Consider the following 15,940-nt stretch of genomic DNA (forward strand, 5'->3'; position numbering starts at 1 on the left):
TTTAGCACTTGGCTAATCATTGGGGGCTAGCCCCCAATGATTTAATTTGAGTTGCACTTATTTGTTGAACTTAGATTTCATCAAATTTATTATTCTCAAATTCAATTTTATTTTTTAACGCAATTTGAAAATTCATTTCAGAAAATTTATTTTTTAGCTTCAATATTAATTTTCCATCAGCAACATCAAGTTTATAATTGAATATATTTTGTTCTTTTGTTACATAGCAAATGTTGGTTCATTACAAGTTTGACAATCAATTAAACTTACTCTTTTCTTTTTTAAAAACCTAAATGCTATTGTATGACAAAATTGAAATTTAGCTTTTGCTAAAGAATTATTATAAATCTTTAAATTTTCACTTTTCACTTTTGTAAAATATACTATCTCTATTATCTGTTATAATTTCATCGTTATATGAATCATTCATAGAATTATTAATGTTTTTTTTGAACTCCTTTTTTGAAATATTTTGAGAGAAAACTATATTCGAAAATATTAATATGATTAAAAATAAATATGTTTTCATTTAAAGAACGTTTTTCATCATTCATAAATACAAAACCTTTTTTTCTTTAAAGTACGATTTAAACTATCTTTGTGCTACTTTTCAATAGAACATGACAGACAATTATCGTACAATCGAAAAACCTGTAGAGGATGAAATTTTCAAGGAATTGGGTAGCAAATTCATCAACTTTGCGTATCCAGTTGAAAATGAAGATGAGATCAAAATATATTTAGATCAATTACGTGAAATTCATCCTGATGCAAACCATCATTGTTACGCTTATATTTTGGGCATAGACAAAAAAAATCATCGCGCAAATGATGATGGAGAACCAAGTGGATCTGCTGGTTTACCAATTTACAATCAAATTTTATCAAGTGAAATTACCAATATATTAATTGTTTCTGTACGTTATTTTGGTGGCACAAAATTAGGAATTCCAGGCTTAGTAAAAGCGTATAAATATGCTGCTCAAGTTGTATTGGAAGAAGCCACTATTGTTGAAAAATTTGTTTCGAAACGTATTAAAATGGTTTTTAATTATGATCAACAAGGAATTGTTGAACGCAATGTAGAGCGAATTTCGGGCGAAATAAAAGACAAACATTTTTCGGATAAATGCATGTTTACCATTTCGGTGAGAGAAAGTAAAATAGACGAATTTATTCAGATGTTTAAAGAATATTATCAAATGGAAATCAAAATTATTGACTAATGTTAAACAGTTTAACTTCTTTACGTTTTTTCTTTGCTTTTGCTGTTTTTTTGAGTCATTTAACGTTTGTTAAAACAGATTTAGCGTGGTATAACTTTCTAAAAAATAATGTCTTTTTCGAAGGGTATTTAGGGGTTGGTTTTTTCTTTATCCTAAGTGGTTTCGTTTTAGCACTTAATTACGAAAATAAAATCATCGAAAATCCTAACTTCAATAAAAAGAAATTTTACATTGCCCGAATTGCTCGAATTTATCCATTGCATGTGCTTACATTTTGCGTCATGTTACCTTTTGTTATACTAAATGTTTGGCAAGGTACTTTTCATTGGGATATTGCTGGAGCAAATCTATTTTTGTTACAATCGTACATTCCGATAAAAGATTTTTACTTTTCTATCAACAATGTTTCGTGGAGTATTTCGACTGAATTATTCTTTTATTTCATGTTTCCATTTTATGTCATTTGGCTGTATAAATTCCCGAAACTGAAATACATTTTATTGTTAGCAATTCCGATTATTATCTTTGCAGAACCCTATTTTAGAACAGATATGAAAATGGAAAAAGCTATTTTCTACATCAATCCTTTGGTTCGTAGTTTAGATTTTATTTTAGGAATTATTACCTGTCAGATCTATAAAAAAATAAAAAAATCACCTATTAATTTACCGAAAGGAACTTTAATCGAATTGGCTGCAATTATCGTTTTATCCATCTTTTTTTACTTCCATAATAATGTTGCAAGAGCGTTTCGTTATGGAATTTATTATTGGATTCCGATGGTTGGAATTGTTTTAATTTTTGCTTTACAACGCGGATTCTTTTCTAAACTATTACAACATAAAACACTGGTTTATTTGGGTGAAATTAGTTTTGCTTTTTATATGATTCACATGATTGTGATAAAATATGGAAACCAATATCTACCTGCAATAAACGATTTTCTGAAGATTGGAATTTATTTCGCCGTTGCCTTAATTTTAAGCGCTTTGACTTTTGAATATTTCGAGAAACCTGTTGCAAAATGGATAAAAGAAAAAGTAAGGTAGTAGTGATGTTTTTTTGTTAATTTAAAAAGTCTATGATAATTAAAATGGTCACAATACTAACTGCAACTACAATTAAAATATCCAAATAATTTATTTTTTTCGAACCAAATTTTGTTGTTCTTTTTCGTTTTTTTGTCAGCACTATTCTCTTCATTTTACAATAAATAAGTCGTGAAATCAATTCACGACTTATTGGTCAAAAATACATTAAGTAGTTAGTTAGTTGTTAATCCGTTTTATTGATATTTATAGCAACTTCCAGTTTTTTTAGCCGATTTACCTGCCATTTTATCAGATAATAAAAGAATAAATGGGCATCTCACCTCCGCAGCTTGTTGTTTTAAAACTTTCTCAGCACGCTCATCTTTTCCATTTCCAGATCTAAAGTTTACCCAACCTGTTTTTGATTTCAAATCATCCCCTTTTTTTAATCCAGCAACTAAAGATTTATCTTCTAAAATAATAACTTTCGGCCAATCTTTGTCATCGGTAATTTCTATCTTTTCTGAAACATCTTCGATACGAGTGCTTTTTCCGTAGAAAACCTTGTTTACAGAATATTTACTTAATGATTGTATTGCATCTTCTCCATCATAAGTAAATTCTACAGTAAATTCTCCTACACGCTTTATTTGACCTTCTATAATTTCTCCTGAATGTTTATAAATTTTATCAACTTGTCCAAAAGCCACAGAAGACATAAAACCTAATCCTAAAATAAAAATGTTTTTCATAGTTAATTTTTTAATTTGTATATAATGTATTTATTTAGTTTACAATTAAAACACTTGCAGTGTCATCGATAGATATAGTAGTATTTAAAGTACTTGATTCTAAAAGACCATGATTCTCTTTTAGATTTGTTGTTGGTTTTTTCATTAAATCAATCAAATGACTTATAGACTCTTGATAGATTTTCTTTTTTGTAGAATTTTTAACTAAAGAAATATAAACTGTTTTATAATTTTTCTTTGTTGGAGTTGTTTGTTCTATTTCTTGTGCGATATTTTGAAAAAAATTAGTTCTATTTTCAGAATTCACAACAACAATTCGTTTAATGTTCTTACCTTCAGTTTCCACCTCCATACTTATAGTATATGGATCTATTGTGATAGAATTGTAGTGTACTTTTTGATTACCAAAATTATCATCTATAGAACTGGATTTTATTTGATAATAATCTTCTAATTCAGTTACTCGATTACCGATAAATTGTTTTAACGTTTTGTAATCTAAATTTTGAGCAAAAATCACATTAGACAACATGACTAATAAAAGAGTTAAAATATTTTTCATATTTCTATTTAATTATCTAATTTATTACGACTTACATTTGTTATAAATCTTCACAAATTTTAAAAATCATAAAATAAATTCCTACTTTTGCAAGCATAGTTAATGGGTAGTTTATATTAAACTACCTACGGGTAGTCTATGTAAAACGCTTATAATCAACTAAATGATCTAAATCTTGAAAAAATTTCTCTTATTATTATTTTTTTCTTTTTATACTCAAGTAGGGTTTGGAAACACAATTAATTCCGAAATTCTAAAGAAAGAGATTAGTAATTTCAACCAAATTGGTGCTTATAATAAATCTATTTTCAAATTAGATAGTCTTATCTACTCTGAGAGAGTTAGTAATTATGATTTATACAATTTGTATTTATTAAAATATATTACCTATAAAACTTTATTGAATTATCCAGAAGCTGAAGAAAATCTAAATATTGCTGAAAAATATGGATTAAAGGATCCTAACCATAAAAAAGAAGTTGAAACAAAAATTTTAATTGAGCGAATTTTCATTCAGTTTGATTACCTTAAATATGATAATGTAAATGAATTGCTTAAAAAAGTAGAAAAGAATAATCTTCATTTTTTAGATCCAGAAACGTATGCTTTTTATATTTCTGTTTTAGGCACAATCAATATCCTTAATAAGGATTATCAACAAGCTGAAAAAGAATATAATGAAGCTGTAGATGTATTAAAAAAAGAATCACCCAAACATTTACCAAATATATATCGAAAACTATTGCATCTTTACACCGAAACCAATGAAGATCAAAAAGCGATAAAAGCTTTTGAAAACGGACTGTACTATGCTAAAAAATTCAATACAAAATTATATATTCTGAATATGTACGAATCTCTTACTTGGTATTATGCGCAAAATGAAGATTGGGAAAAAGCTTACAAAACGCGATTAATTGTAAATGATCTTGCAACCGATTACGACGCAATAAATCAAAGTGGAAAATTACAAAGTTTAGAGAAAGAAATTATCAATAAACGAAATAATTTAGAGGTTCGAAATCAAAAAAATATCAAATTTTTTTTAGGTATAATTTCTACCATTTTAGCTATTTTACTTTTAGTTCTTTTCAAATACAATAAAATTAATAAAGAAAAAAGAATATTAGTTGAAAATGAGAACGAAAGAATGCGCAAAGAACTCTCTGATTTAATTGATAATAAATCAAAAAACGAGAAAATAGTCACTTTTTCGGACTACAATCTGTCTGAGAGACAGTTAGAAATCATTGATTTTGTAAGAAAAGGATTAACCAACAAAGAGATTGCTACTCAATTATATATTTCTGAAAATACAGTTAAGTACCATTTAAAAGTAATTTACACAACATTAGGTATTGATAGTCGAAATTCTTTATAAAAAATGCCCAAAAAGTTAGATACTTTATGGGCATTGTATAAATAAAAATAGGATTTTAATTATTGAATAATATTAACTTCTCTGACTAATGTGACACCGTACTTAGACTTCACATCTTCAATAATTTGTTCAGACAAATCATATATTTCACGTCCTGTAGCATTACCATAATTCACCAAAACCAATGCTTGTTTATCGTGAACACCAGCATCACCAAAACGCTTTCCTTTCCAACCAGCATGTTCAATTAACCAACCTGCAGCTAATTTTACACCCGAATCAGTTTTATAATGAGAAATTTCGGGATGACGTTTTTCAATCTCCACAAATTCTTCGTTCGTAATAACAGGATTTTTAAAGAAACTTCCCGAGTTTCCTATTTGCGAAGGATCTGGTAATTTACTTTGACGTATTTTGATCACGGCTGCACTAATTTCTTGAATTGAAGGCTCAAAAATTTGCTCCTTTTCCAATTCAGATTTTATTGCCCCATAATCGATATGCAATTGATGATTTCTCTTTGATAACTTAAATGTAACTGCTACCAAAACATATTGACCTCTTAATTCATTCTTAAAAATAGATTCACGGTAACCAAACTGACACTCTTCATTTGTAAAAGTACGCTCGTCGCCTGTTTCTAATTCTAATGTTTGAACTTCTTCAATATAATCTTTCACTTCAACGCCATAGGCTCCAATGTTTTGCATCGGTGCTGTTCCAACATTTCCTGGAATTAAAGAAAGATTTTCTAATCCTCCGAAATCATTTTCCAACGTCCATTGAACAAAATTGTGCCAATTTTCGCTTCCTTTCGCTTTTATGTACACAAAATCATCCTCTTCATTGATAATTTCGATTCCTTTCAAATTTAATTTTAACACAATTCCTGGAAAATCGTCTACAAAAAGCATATTACTTCCTCCTCCAATAAATAAAATGGGAAGATTTTTTTGACGACGAAAAACCAATACTTTTCGTAAATCTTGAATAGTTGCGACATCTGCAAAATATTTTGCTTTTGCTTCTATTCCGAATGTGTTATATAATTTTAATGAATAATTTTCGATGATTTCCATCTTCGTATATTTCTTATGATCTAATTGTTCCTGGATATTGTTCTAAAGCTTCTTTTAGTAATTCTACAGAACGTACTAAATCTTCTTCTTTTAGCACATATGCCAAACGAACTTCTTGTATTCCTGAATTTGGAGTTGAGTAAAATCCCGCTCCTGGTGCCAACATGACAGTTTCCCCATTTGACGAAAATGACTCTAACAACCAAATTGCAAATTTTTCCGCATTATCAACTGGTAATTGAATCATACAATAGAAAGCACCTTTTGGATTTGGACAAACCACCCCTGGAATCTGTTTTAAACCTTCTATTAATGTATTGCGACGTTTTAAATATTCTGTACGACAATCTTCGAAATAAGATCCTACATTTTTATGCGCTAATGTTGCAATGTATTGAGAAATCTCAACTGGACTCAAACGCGCTTGTGCATACAACATAGCTGCTTTTAAGAACTTTTCGTTTCGTGTAATTAACGCTCCAGAACGAGCACCACATAAAGAAAAACGTTTCGATTCAGAATCAATTACAATTGCATTATCTTTTAATTCTGGAAAACTTAAAATAGATGTAAATTCTTCTTCTGTATATAAATATTCAGCATACACTTCATCTGCAATTAAATAAATATCATGTTCTAAAACTAAATCTTTCAATTGATTTAATTCTTCTTTCGAATAAACATAACCAGTTGGATTTCCAGGATTACAAATTAAAATTGCACGCGTTTTATCTGTAATCTTTTTTGCAAACTCTTCGACAGAAGGTAAAGCAAAATTATTCTCAATTGTTGAAGGTACAGGAACAATATTTACATCATTTTCACACGTAAATCCATTGTAATTTGCGTAAAAAGGTTCTGGAATAATGATTTCATCACCCGGATTTGCGATAATCCCAAAAATAAACAATAAAGCTTCTGAACCTCCTAACGTAGCAATAAAATTCTCTGGAGTTAATTCAATTCCACGATTAGTGAAATAGTCTGCCAACGCTTGACGATATTCTAACGTTCCTTCTGAATGCGTGTAAGAAATAATGTTAGATGGAAATTTTTTCAATCCTTCTAAAACAGCTTTTGGCGATTCTATATCAGGTTGACCAATGTTCAGATGATATACTTTTGTACCTCTCTTTTTAGCTGCATCTGCGTATGGAACCAACTTTCTAATAGGAGAAGCTGGCATATTTTGTGATTTTTCAGATAATATTAACATTTATTGTAATTTTTTAAATTTAAATTTAATTCTTTGGTATTGTTTTTGTAATTTTAATGTGTAAATATAAAAAACGTTTAATCTCAAAAAAAACTTTATTATGAGTAAATTAAATAATGCAACTAAATTATTAGCAGGTTTAGCAATTGGAACAGCAATCGGAGCAGTAGTAGGTTTATTGTACGCGCCAGAATCAGGGAAAGACACGCGCAAAAAATTAAAAAAAGAAGCTGACAAATACAAAAAAGAGTTAGATAAATACGCAAATGATTTTTCTGATAAAGCAAAGCAAACAAAAAAAGAATTAGAAGCTAAATTAGAAGAAATCAAATCTAAATTAGCAGATCAAAAAGACGAATTTGTTGCGAAAGCCAAAGAAGCTGGAAAAGATTTGAAAACTAAAACAAATCAAGCTAAAGAAGATTTAAAAGACGAATTTCAAGAAAACGTAGGAGTTTAATTCAGTTTAGTCAATAATCCTTGAAAATTATAATTAAATTTGTCTAAACTAAAACAATTTTTATGTTTAATGATCTAAAAACCTATATCAATAATAGAATCACGTTAACTAAATATGACTTGATAGATTCTGTCAGTAACATGTTAGCAAGCGGGATTTACGTACTGATTATTGCCGTTTTTGCACTGTTCTTATTGTTGTTAGGTAGTTTAGCATTAGGATTTATTTTAGGCAGTTATTTTGATGATACAGGATTAGGTTTCTTAACTGTTACTGGAATTTATTTTGTAGTAATGGTACTATGCCTTTTGTTTAGAAAGAAATTAAAATTATTCTTAACAAACATTGCGATTGAGAATGCTATGGAAGCTATGTCTAACCAAGATGACGACGACGAAGATGACAAATAAAGAAAAACCAGTAATTAAAAATTTAGAAGATTTACGACTTGCCAAAAGAAAGCTTCGTATTGAAATTAAGGCTTCTGAAAACAAGCACGATAATTCTATTGTGAATAAGGTTGTGGGTCTTATATCGAATATAAAAACTGATAGTCATTTTACGTCTTCTAAAGTTGAAAACGCATTAAATTGGGTTGGAGATAAAGCATCAAATAAATACCCAATGAAAGGGATTACAAAAATTGTCATTTCGGGATTAATTATGATAGCTGTACCTATAATTACAACTAAAATTCAGGAATATTTAGACGAAAAACTCTAATAAAATATTTTAAATATAAATAGCCTTACAAATTGTAAGGCTATTTTTTTATGCGATAAATTTAAGCTCTATTAATTCTATTAATATTTCTCATGGAAATACTCGTTTAGAATTTTAATTTTATCTTGTTTATCCTTCGCTTCTTGGTTTCGTAATTCTACGCGACGTATTTTACCTGAAATTGTTTTGGGTAATGATTCAACAAATTGGACAATTCGAGGAATTTTGTAACGTGCTAAATGTTCTTCCGTATACCTGAAAATATCTTTCGCTAATTCTTCCGAAGCTTCATACCCTGGGGCTAAAATAACAAACGCTTTCACTGCATTACTTCGCAATTCGTGTGGACTTGCTACAACAGCAGCTTCCATAATCGCATCATGTTCTAATAAAGCACTTTCTACTTCAAATGGTCCAACTCTAAAATCTGATGCTTTTATCACATCGTCATCACGCCCAACAAACCATACATAGCCATCTTCGTCTTTGTACGCTTTATCTCCTGTATAATATAATCCATGCTTAAAAACTTTTGACATCTTATCTTTCTGAATAAGATATGTTTTAAAAATTCCATTAATGCTTTCTTCGTTGTACACAACACAGATATTTCCTTCTTCACAATCTTGTACTATATTTCCATTGTCATCTGCAATTACAATTTCATATAAAAAAGCAGGTTTACCCATCGAACCATATTTTATATTTTCGTTAGGTAAGTTGGCAATCATAGCTGTAGATTCCGATTGTCCATATCCATCTCGAATTGTTATGCCTGTGCCTTCTTTCCAAACATCTATAATCTCTGGATTAAGCGGTTCGCCTGCCGCAACACATTGACGAAGTTTGAAATGATAATTTTTTAAATCTTCTAAAATTAATACACGCAAAGCAGTTGGTGGTGCGCAAAATGTTGTCACACCTAAATCCTGAATTGTTTGTAATTGTTCCTTTGGAACAAATTTATCTGCATGATATCCTAAAATTGTAGCCCCCATATTCCAAGGAGCAAAGAAACTACTCCAAAAGAATTTAGCCCATCCAGGTTGTGATATATTGTAATGTAAATCACCTTGTTTCATTCCAACCCAAGAAGAGGTTGTAAAGCCTCCAAGCGGATAAGTGTAATGTGTGTGCACCACCACTTTTGGCATTCCAGTTGTACCAGAAGTAAAGAAATAAAACAAATCATCGTCTGCTTTAGTATCGGCAGCTTCGGCTTCAGGTGATTCATTCCATAAATCGTTGATATTTATCCATCCTTCTCTTTCTCCCTCCGTAATTAATTTAACTTTGATTTTCTGCTCAAATTTTGCTTCTGCTTCATCTATTTTATTAGCATTCGCTTGATCAGCCAATGCCACTTCTGGAAATGATGATTCAAAACGGAAAGTTAAATCACGTGCTTCTAACGTTGTAGCCGCTGGAATAATAACCAATCCACCTTTGATTGATGCCAGATAGCCAATCCAAGTAATTGGTAATAAAGGAACTTGAGAAAACATTTTGTCCCCTTCTACAATACCTTTGTTACGTAAATAATTTAAAAATTGATTGTACTTAATAGATAAATCTTGAAACGTATAATCTTCTCGTTGATTATTGTACTTCCAAATCAATCCTTTTTGCTCACCTAATTGAGTAACATTATACGTTTCGAAAATGTCTCGAACCCAATTAAATTTTTCTGGTTTAAAAATTTTAATTTCTTTTAACTGCGCATAATTCTCTTGTTCGATAGAAGCTCGAATAGAATTAAACAATTCTTGTACTGTCATTTATTTGTGGTTTTGAATAAATATAGAAAAATTATCAATTCAAATACAAATTTTAAGCACAAAAAAAGGATGATTTAAAAAAAATCATCCTTTTTAGTTGTTATTTTTTGAGAAATATTAATCTCTACCTCTTCTTGAACTTCCCGTTCTGTTACGGTCTCCACCGCGGTAACCACCACGATCTCCTCCTTTACTGTCACGGCTATCACGATCACGGTCTCCTCCTCGGTAACCTCCTCTATCGCGATCTCCTCCACGGAAACCACCACGGTCTCCACCGCTTCTTTCACGATCAGAGTCACGACGACTGTTAAAACCACGTCCACGAGAATCTCCTCCGCCATTACGACGACGATCTCCGCCTCCACGACGCTCACCGTCACCACGTCTTGGTTCTGGTTTAGAGATTTGAACATCTAAATCAACTCCATCACGTTGTGCATCTTTGAAAGATTCTAAAACTAATGATTCGAATTGTGTATCTACTTCGAAGAAAGAGAAATTACGTAAAATTTCAATTTTTCCGATTTCGATGTTACGGTTACGTGTTTGTTCGTTGATTAATCCAATTAAGTTTGGAACACGTAAGTTGTGTTTTTGTCCAATGTTAATGAAGAATCTTGAGAAATCACGACCTCCACGACGATTAGAAGAACGATCACTTCTATCACCACGATCACCTTCTGGAGTGATGTCTTTCGTATTTTTGTAATATTCTAAGAACGAATTAAATTCTACTGTTAAAAAACGTTTCAATAAAGTATCACGATCAATATCAGCTAATTTTTCGTTTACAGTTTCCATGTAAGGCTCGATTAACTCTTCATCAACTTCGATATTTTCGATTTTGTCAATTAAAGAAATTAAACGTTTTTCACAAATTTCTGCACCAGTTGGAACGTTTTTAGGCTCGATTTTAGAAGCAATTAATTTTTCTAAATCTCTAATTTTACGTGCTTCACGTCCACCTGAAATAATAATAGATATCCCTTTGTTTCCTGCACGACCTGTACGACCTGAACGGTGAACATAAACTTCTGGATCATCTGGTAAGTTGAAGTTGATAACATGTGTCAACTCATTAACATCAATTCCACGAGCTGCAACGTCTGTTGCTACAAGAATTTGAATGTTTTGGTTACGGAATTTTTCCATCACGTGATCACGTTGTGATTGTGATAAATCTCCGTGTAATGCATCTGCATTATAACCATCTTGCATCAATTTATCTGCTACATCTTTCGCTTCGCGACGTGTTCTACAGAAAACGATACCATAAATATTTGGGTAATAATCGGCCAAACGTTTTAAAGCTAAGTAACGATCTGATGAACGTACTAAATAAACGTGGTGCTCGATATTTTTTGAGGCAGTATTTACTTTACTAACAGCAATCTCAACTGGATTGTGCATATATTCTGAAGCGATACGACGAACCTCTGAAGGCATTGTAGCTGAGAATAATAAAGTTTGTTTTTCTTCTGGAGTAGTTTCTAAAATTGAATCGATTTCGTCACGGAATCCCATGTTCAACATCTCATCAGCTTCATCTAAAACTGTCCACGTAATGTCATTAATTTTTAATGCACCACGTTTAATTAAATCCATTGTACGACCTGGTGTTCCTACAACGATTTGTGGATTATCTTTTAATCCCCTAATTTGTTTAACGATATCAGCTCCACCGTAAACTGCTTGTACACGTACTCCTCGTGTATCAGCTGCAAAAGTTTCGATTTCTTTTGCGATTTGTAAACATAACTCACGAGTTGGACATAAAATAATTGCCTGAACTGATTTTGAACTATTGTCTAATTGATTTAAAATCGGAAGCCCGAATGCTGCAGTTTTTCCTGTACCTGTTTGCGCCAATGCAATAACATCTTGGTCTGATGAAAGGATTTGAGGAATAGCTTTTTCTTGAATTGGAGAAGGGTTAACGAAGCCCATTTTCTCAATTGCAGTTAGGAGTTCTTCTTGAAGTCCTAATTCTTTGAATGTAATCATGTTAGATACGATACCGTGATATTGAAATTCATTTATATTTCATATCCGGTTTTTATTTTTAAATTATTATAACCAACAGATATGAAAGAATAAAATTAAATGGCTGAGCAGCCTAAAAAATCCCTAAATGAATATTCTTTAACATCCGTACCTTAATTCTAAAAGGCTGTGCAAATGTAAGGATTTTTTTTGAAACACACAACACACTTTCACAATCCTTACAAATTACACACTATTTTTTATTTGATTGAATATAAATACTTTATTAACAATCTGCAATATTCACAGCAACTGCTAAGCCTCCTTCAGAAGTTTCTTTGTATTTATTATTCATATCTTTTGCAGTTTCCCACATTGTATTTACAACCTTGTCTAAAGGTACTTTTGCATTTAAAGGATCTGTATCCAATGCCAATTCAGCAGCATTTATCGCTTTAATTGCTCCCATTGTATTGCGTTCAATACAAGGTATTTGTACCAACCCTCCTATTGGATCGCAAGTTAACCCCAAGTGATGTTCCATCGCAATTTCAGCTGCAATAGTCACTTGTGCAGGACTTCCTCCCATTAATTCGCACAAAGCACCTGCTGCCATTGCAGATGACACTCCAATTTCAGCTTGACAGCCTCCCATCGCGGCAGAAATGGTAGCACCCTTCTTAAAAATAGATCCAATAACACCTGCTGTTGTTAAAAATTGTTCAATTTCTTTTTGTCCCGCTTTGTGGTTTTCGATTACCAAATAATACATCAATACAGCAGGAATTACTCCTGCACTTCCATTTGTTGGTGCTGTTACCACTCTACCTAACGAGGCATTAACCTCATTCACTGCAAGTGCGAAACAACTTACCCATTTCAGAATTTGACGAAAATATACTTTGGTTTTCCGAATAGATGTAATCCATTCTTGTGAATTAGAATAAGGAGTTGTTCCAATCAGATTATTGTGCATGTCATACGCACGACGTTTTACATTCAATCCGCCTGGCAATGTACCTTCTGTGTGACATCCTATGTACATACATTCTAACATTGTATTCCAAACACGCATTAATTCGTGATGAATTTCATCTTCTGTTCGAAGTGTTTTCTCATTTTCGAACATGATTTGTGAAATTGTTTTATTTTCTTTATCACAAAATGCTAAAAGCTCTGTTGATGTATTAAATAAAAATGGAAATGCACATGCTACATCTGCATTAATTGATTCTTCGTTTTCTTTTGTTATAAATCCACCTCCTATCGAATAGAATGTAGAGGTAAGTTCTTCATTCTCATAAAAGGCAGTAAACATCATTCCATTTGCATGAAAATCTAAAAACTCTCTATTAAAAACAATATCTGTTTTGGGATCAAAATCAATTAAAAATCGGCTTCCAAAATTTAATTGTTTTTTACTATTAATTGTATTGATTATTGTTGAAATATCATCAACAGGAATGTATTCAGGATCTGCGCCACTCAATCCTAACATAACCGCAAAATCTGTTGCATGTCCTTTTCCTGTTAAGGATAAAGAACCGTACAAATCTACACGAATACGCGTAATTTTATTGAAAATTGAAGCTGCATCTAACTCTTTCAGAAAAGCTTCTGCTGCTCGCCAAGGACCTAAAGTATGAGAACTTGAAGGACCTACGCCAATTTTGAGCATATCAAATACTGAAATACAATCCATTTTATACTTTTAATTTATATTTTTTCCACACAGGACAAATATAGCCGTTAAATTAACATATTCATTTTTTTTCAGTATATTTTTTATGAACTTACTCAATTATAAAGCTTAAAATATTCATATTAATGATATTACCTCAACTAATTTTCAATCAAAAAAAATAGGTTACAATTTTTTGTAACCTATTTTTTCCATTTTATCAAATTTTTATTATTTGAATTTATACCAATAAGGATAAATAATTGCTAAACCATAACCTATAAACACAAATAAAGCGAACATTGTAAATAGTGTTCCATCTGCCATAAATTCTGGTTGTATTGCTGCAGATATAAATAATGAACCTGCGACCATATATACACCTATTCGTTTGTATTTATTTACCAAGAAAATACCTGCAAGACCAATTAAACCAAAAATAATAGTTGAAATTGGATACCAACTTGGCATTTCTGGTGCATCTTGATTCAGTAAATCGCGCATTAAATAATCATTTGTCACTAACAATTGGTAACCTCGATATAGAATACTTAATAAAAGAAAAACCATTATAAAGATCATTGATTTGAATAAGAATGATTTTTTCTCTCCTTTGTGTTTTAAGTCATTTGATTTTGTATTATCAGACATTAAAACATTAGCATCAAAAAGATCTTCTCTTTCTTTATTGGTTTCATTTTTTTTATCTGTCATAGCTTTGTTTTAAAATAAGAAATCATATCCTTTCAAGCTCAATTTTTCGTATTTTTCTTCGTCAAAACGGTATAATTTCGACACTTTACGATGAAGTTTCGGGTCGGTTGTATTGCCTGTTTCGATAATTAAATTTGAGTTAAAGATTTTCTTTCTAAAGTTACGTTTATCAAGTTCTCTATTCAAAGCTTTTTCATATAAACTTTGTAATTGTGCAATTGTAAATTCATCTCCTAAAAGGTTAAAACCAACTGGGCGACGTTTTACGCGGCGTTTTACACGTTCTTTTGCGTATTTTACAATCTCATTATGATCGAAAGCTAAATCTGGTATGCGGTCATATAGATACCACTCACCTCCTTGCATTTTTACTTTCTCCTCTATTTGAGGTGTTAGTTTTACAAGTGCGTAATAAGCAACATTTACAACACGTCCTAATGGATTACGAAAAACTTTTGTAAAAGCTTTCAGTTGTTCGATATAGGTTTGATGCTCATCGTAAGCAATTTTCTCGATTAATAATTCGTGAATTGCCTGATCGTTACTTACCGTTGGTGCAATATATTTTCCTGGTAAAACCAATGCTCCTTTGAAAGGATCGTTAAGTTTTTTATATATTAATATTTTTAGATCTTCTCCATCAAACCCGAAAAGCACGAGACTTGAACAGAGAGCGACCTGAAAATATTTTTCTTTTTCTTCGTCTGTCATTTTGTGGGATGATTTAAAAAATTGAATTTTTCTTAGTGAAAGATTGAATGCATTAATCTATTTTTATCATTAAAAGATTCTTCTAACGAAATCATAGATTCTGTTCTCAAAACGTCATCAATTTGATCAATTTTGTAGATAACATCTTTTGCATCTGCTGTATCTCTTGCACGAATTTTACAGAAAATATTATATTTCCCAGAAACTACGTGAACAACTGTTACGTTTGGAATTTTGTATAATTCATCGATTACTTTTTGAGTTTTGTTTGTTTTCGTAAGCAATAAACCTACATATGCAACAAACTGATAACCCATTTTATCATAATCTGTAATTAGTGTAGTTCCTTTGATGATTCCCGCCTCCTCTAATTTCTTGACACGTACATGAATAGTACCAGCAGAAACATTCATTTTTTTTGCTATTTCTGTAAATGGCATTCTTGTATTGTCAATTAAATACATCAAAATTTTCTTATCAACATCATCAATTATGTAATTCATTTTCCTAATTTTTGATTATTATTATTATTTTAATAAAAAATCGAATTAATTTTTAGCAAAATTATAAATAAAACAAACAAACATCAAAATATTTTTTAATGATTTATTTAATATTTTATTTTTGTTGTAATAATAGT

16 protein-coding genes are annotated in these 15,940 nt (G+C 30.8%); 6 read left to right on the forward strand and 10 right to left on the reverse strand.

Annotated features, from left to right (window positions below):
- Positions 1-620 precede the first annotated feature (620 nt).
- Both HX088_RS11385 and HX088_RS11390 read left to right on the forward strand, forming a co-directional pair.
- Positions 621-1,226 carry an IMPACT family protein gene (locus tag HX088_RS11385; protein ID WP_286484223.1) on the forward strand — a complete coding sequence of 202 codons (606 nt, stop codon included), beginning with the start codon at positions 621-623 and terminating at the stop codon, positions 1,224-1,226.
- On the forward strand, positions 1,226-2,275 hold the full coding sequence (locus HX088_RS11390) for an acyltransferase family protein (RefSeq protein WP_171622334.1): 1,050 nt from the start codon (positions 1,226-1,228) through the stop codon (positions 2,273-2,275). Before HX088_RS11385 ends, HX088_RS11390 begins: the two co-directional genes overlap by 1 nt.
- A 236-nt stretch (positions 2,276-2,511) precedes the next feature.
- Here the strand turns inward: HX088_RS11390 and HX088_RS11395 are convergent, their stop codons facing one another.
- Positions 2,512-3,009: a hypothetical protein gene (locus tag HX088_RS11395; RefSeq protein WP_225532425.1), complete on the reverse strand. Its 498-nt coding sequence runs from the start codon at positions 3,007-3,009 to the stop codon at positions 2,512-2,514.
- A 34-nt stretch (positions 3,010-3,043) separates the two neighbouring features.
- Positions 3,044-3,571 carry a hypothetical protein gene (locus HX088_RS11400; protein WP_171622333.1) on the reverse strand — a complete coding sequence of 176 codons (528 nt, stop codon included), beginning with the start codon at positions 3,569-3,571 and terminating at the stop codon, positions 3,044-3,046.
- Positions 3,572-3,746: 175 nt separating this feature from the next.
- Between HX088_RS11400 and HX088_RS11405 the strand changes: the two genes are divergently transcribed.
- On the forward strand, positions 3,747-4,952 hold the full coding sequence (locus HX088_RS11405) for a helix-turn-helix domain-containing protein (protein ID WP_286484224.1): 1,206 nt from the start codon (positions 3,747-3,749) through the stop codon (positions 4,950-4,952).
- A gap of 59 nt (positions 4,953-5,011) precedes the next feature.
- Here the strand turns inward: HX088_RS11405 and murB are convergent, their stop codons facing one another.
- Both murB and HX088_RS11415 read right to left on the reverse strand, forming a co-directional pair.
- On the reverse strand, positions 5,012-6,031 hold the full coding sequence (gene murB, locus HX088_RS11410) for a UDP-N-acetylmuramate dehydrogenase (RefSeq protein WP_286484225.1): 1,020 nt from the start codon (positions 6,029-6,031) through the stop codon (positions 5,012-5,014).
- A gap of 13 nt (positions 6,032-6,044) precedes the next feature.
- Complete coding sequence (locus HX088_RS11415) at positions 6,045-7,247, reverse strand: pyridoxal phosphate-dependent aminotransferase (RefSeq protein WP_171622330.1); 1,203 nt, start codon at positions 7,245-7,247, stop codon at positions 6,045-6,047.
- A gap of 100 nt (positions 7,248-7,347) precedes the next feature.
- Between HX088_RS11415 and HX088_RS11420 the strand changes: the two genes are divergently transcribed.
- The 3 genes from HX088_RS11420 to HX088_RS11430 all read left to right on the forward strand — a co-directional run bounded on the left by HX088_RS11420 (position 7,348) and on the right by HX088_RS11430 (position 8,430).
- Complete coding sequence (locus tag HX088_RS11420; protein WP_171622329.1) at positions 7,348-7,707, forward strand: YtxH domain-containing protein; 360 nt, start codon at positions 7,348-7,350, stop codon at positions 7,705-7,707.
- 62 nt (positions 7,708-7,769) lie between these two features.
- Entirely contained in the window at positions 7,770-8,117 is a 348-nt protein-coding gene (locus HX088_RS11425; protein ID WP_171622328.1) for a phage holin family protein, read from the forward strand.
- Positions 8,107-8,430: a hypothetical protein gene (locus tag HX088_RS11430; protein ID WP_286484226.1), complete on the forward strand. Its 324-nt coding sequence runs from the start codon at positions 8,107-8,109 to the stop codon at positions 8,428-8,430. Before HX088_RS11425 ends, HX088_RS11430 begins: the two co-directional genes overlap by 11 nt.
- An 80-nt stretch (positions 8,431-8,510) precedes the next feature.
- Here HX088_RS11430 and HX088_RS11435 read toward each other — a convergent pair whose 3' ends face one another.
- From HX088_RS11435 to HX088_RS11460, 6 genes are all read right to left on the reverse strand, one after another.
- A complete protein-coding gene (locus HX088_RS11435) occupies positions 8,511-10,208 on the reverse strand; it encodes an AMP-binding protein (RefSeq protein WP_171622326.1) in 1,698 nt (565 codons plus the stop codon).
- A 117-nt stretch (positions 10,209-10,325) separates the two neighbouring features.
- Positions 10,326-12,215 carry a DEAD/DEAH box helicase gene (locus tag HX088_RS11440; RefSeq protein WP_286484227.1) on the reverse strand — a complete coding sequence of 630 codons (1,890 nt, stop codon included), beginning with the start codon at positions 12,213-12,215 and terminating at the stop codon, positions 10,326-10,328.
- Positions 12,216-12,480: 265 nt separating this feature from the next.
- Entirely contained in the window at positions 12,481-13,896 is a 1,416-nt protein-coding gene (locus HX088_RS11445; protein ID WP_286484228.1) for an L-serine ammonia-lyase, read from the reverse strand.
- 210 nt (positions 13,897-14,106) lie between these two features.
- Positions 14,107-14,589: an MFS transporter gene (locus HX088_RS11450; protein ID WP_171622323.1), complete on the reverse strand. Its 483-nt coding sequence runs from the start codon at positions 14,587-14,589 to the stop codon at positions 14,107-14,109.
- 9 nt (positions 14,590-14,598) lie between these two features.
- Positions 14,599-15,300 (reverse strand): NUDIX hydrolase, encoded by a 702-nt coding sequence (locus tag HX088_RS11455; RefSeq protein WP_171622322.1) that lies wholly within the window; start codon positions 15,298-15,300, stop codon positions 14,599-14,601.
- A 32-nt stretch (positions 15,301-15,332) separates the two neighbouring features.
- Positions 15,333-15,803, reverse strand: a complete 471-nt coding sequence (locus tag HX088_RS11460) for an Lrp/AsnC family transcriptional regulator (RefSeq protein ID WP_171622321.1) — start codon at positions 15,801-15,803, stop codon at positions 15,333-15,335.
- Between the last annotated feature and the right edge of the window lie 137 nt (positions 15,804-15,940).

It is taken from the genome of Empedobacter sp. 225-1, from assembly GCF_030328185.1.
GTDB classification, from domain to species: domain Bacteria; phylum Bacteroidota; class Bacteroidia; order Flavobacteriales; family Weeksellaceae; genus Empedobacter; species Empedobacter stercoris.

Excerpts from the sequence above, each read along its gene's own strand:
- HX088_RS11435 (WP_171622326.1), bottom strand. The coding sequence starts at position 10,208 with ATGACAGTACAAGAATTGTTTAATTCTATTCGAGCTTCTATCGAACAA.
- HX088_RS11390 (WP_171622334.1), top strand. The coding sequence starts at position 1,226 with ATGTTAAACAGTTTAACTTCTTTACGTTTTTTCTTTGCTTTTGCTGTT.
- HX088_RS11440 (WP_286484227.1), bottom strand. The coding sequence starts at position 12,215 with ATGATTACATTCAAAGAATTAGGACTTCAAGAAGAACTCCTAACTGCA.
- HX088_RS11450 (WP_171622323.1), bottom strand. The coding sequence starts at position 14,589 with ATGACAGATAAAAAAAATGAAACCAATAAAGAAAGAGAAGATCTTTTT.
- HX088_RS11420 (WP_171622329.1), top strand. The coding sequence starts at position 7,348 with ATGAGTAAATTAAATAATGCAACTAAATTATTAGCAGGTTTAGCAATT.
- HX088_RS11400 (WP_171622333.1), bottom strand. The coding sequence starts at position 3,571 with ATGAAAAATATTTTAACTCTTTTATTAGTCATGTTGTCTAATGTGATT.
- HX088_RS11445 (WP_286484228.1), bottom strand. The coding sequence starts at position 13,896 with ATGGATTGTATTTCAGTATTTGATATGCTCAAAATTGGCGTAGGTCCT.
- HX088_RS11385 (WP_286484223.1), top strand. The coding sequence starts at position 621 with ATGACAGACAATTATCGTACAATCGAAAAACCTGTAGAGGATGAAATT.
- HX088_RS11460 (WP_171622321.1), bottom strand. The coding sequence starts at position 15,803 with ATGAATTACATAATTGATGATGTTGATAAGAAAATTTTGATGTATTTA.
- murB (WP_286484225.1), bottom strand. The coding sequence starts at position 6,031 with ATGGAAATCATCGAAAATTATTCATTAAAATTATATAACACATTCGGA.
- HX088_RS11455 (WP_171622322.1), bottom strand. The coding sequence starts at position 15,300 with ATGACAGACGAAGAAAAAGAAAAATATTTTCAGGTCGCTCTCTGTTCA.
- HX088_RS11425 (WP_171622328.1), top strand. The coding sequence starts at position 7,770 with ATGTTTAATGATCTAAAAACCTATATCAATAATAGAATCACGTTAACT.
- HX088_RS11415 (WP_171622330.1), bottom strand. The coding sequence starts at position 7,247 with ATGTTAATATTATCTGAAAAATCACAAAATATGCCAGCTTCTCCTATT.
- HX088_RS11395 (WP_225532425.1), bottom strand. The coding sequence starts at position 3,009 with ATGAAAAACATTTTTATTTTAGGATTAGGTTTTATGTCTTCTGTGGCT.
- HX088_RS11430 (WP_286484226.1), top strand. The coding sequence starts at position 8,107 with ATGACAAATAAAGAAAAACCAGTAATTAAAAATTTAGAAGATTTACGA.